Raw genomic sequence first — 2,126 nt, forward strand, 5'->3', positions numbered from 1 at the left:
GCTGCCCGGGCCCCAGGGCACGGTGTACGGCCGCAACGCCTCGGCCGGCGTGCTGACATTCGTGCCNGAGGTGCCGCGCTGGGGCGAAACCTCGGGCACCGCGTCGCTGGAGTTCGGCAATTTCAACCTGCGCAAGGGCACGGGCGCGCTGAACGTGTCGCTCTCACCCAAGGCGGCGCTGCGCGTGTCGGCCCAGGTGGTGGACCGCAAGGGCTATCTCTCCGACGGGTATGACGACGACCAGAGCCAGGCCGGCCGCGTGCAGGTGCTGCTGGAACCGGCGGACGACCTGCACGTGCGCCTGGCGGCCGACTACGCCCACCGGGGCGGCAAGGGCGACGCCCAGGTGCAATACCCCTTCGTGAATGGCGACGACCCGTGGATCGGCCCGTCCGACCCCCGGGCGGTGAAGGCTTATTACGCGGCGCTGCCGGCCCTGGCGCGGCTCAGCCCGCTGATCCGCAGCGCCAAGGACGACGGCCACATCGACGACAAGGCCTGGGGGATGAAGGCCGATATCGTGAAGGACTTCAGCTTCGCCACGCTGACCGTCACCCCGGCCTATCGCGGCATGGATGAGGATTACCTGACCTACACGCCCAGCGTCTTCGCCCTGGTCAGCCGGTCGCGGACCACCTCGGTGGATGCGCGCCTGGCCTCCAACGGCCAGGGGCCGTTCACCTGGCAGGGTGGCGTCAACTACTTCAAGGAAGACCTGTACGCCAACCAGGACTACAACAATTACATCCAGCACGCCGTGGGCAAAGGCGACCTGACGACGGAGGCGGAGTCCCTCTACGGCCAGGCCAGCTACGCCGTGCTGCCCGACCTGCGCCTGACGGCGGGCGGGCGCCTGTCGCATGACGAGAAGACGCAAGACGTCCTGTTCGGCAGCAACACCTTCAGCGCGGCCTTCCCCACCCTGCTGCCCCGCCGGGACCGCCACGACTGGAACGGCACCAGTTGGAAGGCGGGCGCCGATTACGACCTAGCGCCGGGCAGCCTGCTCTATGCCAGCGTCGCCACCGGCTACAAGGCGGGGGGCTTCTTCTCCTCCCCCATCGGCCAGCGCGACTATTACGGGCCGGAACATCTGACGGCCTACACCGTGGGCCTCAAGAACACCCTGTTCGGCAAGCGGGTGCAGTTGAACCTGGAGGCGTTCGATTACGAATATCGCGACCAGCAGATCACCTACACCGCCCCGGTGCTGACCGGCGTGGCGCTGGCGCCCTATGCCGGCTTGTCGGTCACCCAGAACGCCGGCCGGGCGCACATGCGCGGCCTCGCGCTGGACGGGCGCTGGCAGGTGACGGAGGACGATCTGCTGACCGCCAGCGGCCAGTACCTCGATACCGCCTACGACGACTTCACTTACAGATATTACAGCGGCCTGGGGCTGCCCCCGGCCACCGGCTGCGCCTACGCCAACGCCTCGGCCACCGCCGTGCCCAAGCCGGTTGGCGCCACCCGGATCTGGGCGGTGAATTGCAAAGGCCAGCCGGCCCTGAACGCCCCGCGCTGGACCGCCACGCTCAGCTACCAGCATGATTTCCGGCTGGACAGCAACGGCACGGTGACGGCGGGGGCGGATGTCTACCTCTCCGCGTCATACCGCACGGCCTATGATTACGACGCGCGGCAAGTGCAGGGCGGCTATCACATGACCAGCCTGCGCCTGACCTACACCCCCGCGGCCGCGTGGTGGAGCCTGACCGGCTATGTCACCAACCTGGAGAACCAGGCGGTGGTGACCACCGGCTTCCAGCCGCCCCAGGGCCTGGGCACCGGCCTCAACACCGAAAGCCTCCGCCCGCCCCGCATGTACGGCGCGCGGGTGCAGGTGAAGTATTGAGGAAGATCCAGCGGACCGTCATACGAATGCCAACGGCATGAGCGCTTGCTCATGCCGTTGTAGGATGCGACTGCATCCGCCGGAGCTTTTCGGGGAACGGAGTGGACTGAAAAGCGAGGAAGCCAAGCGGCTGGATGGCCGCGCCCGGCGCTTGAGGGAAAACTATTACTTATACCGCCCCGCCGCGTGATTCCGCGACNAGGTGGGGCCANGGCGTAGCGGGCCTGTTCACNGCGTCGAAATCCGCCGGGGTCGGCAGCGAGGGGATGGT

1 protein-coding gene is annotated in these 2,126 nt (G+C 67.8%); it reads left to right on the forward strand.

Translation table 11 applies throughout. The features are described 5' to 3' along the window. The coding region (locus tag I55_RS07610) for a TonB-dependent receptor (RefSeq protein ID WP_044559919.1) at positions 1-1,855 on the forward strand (1,855 nt) is incomplete at its 5' end. Positions 1,856-2,126 lie beyond the last annotated feature (271 nt).

Source organism: Azospirillum sp. B4, assembly GCF_000333275.1.
In the GTDB taxonomy this organism is placed as follows: domain Bacteria; phylum Pseudomonadota; class Alphaproteobacteria; order Azospirillales; family Azospirillaceae; genus Nitrospirillum.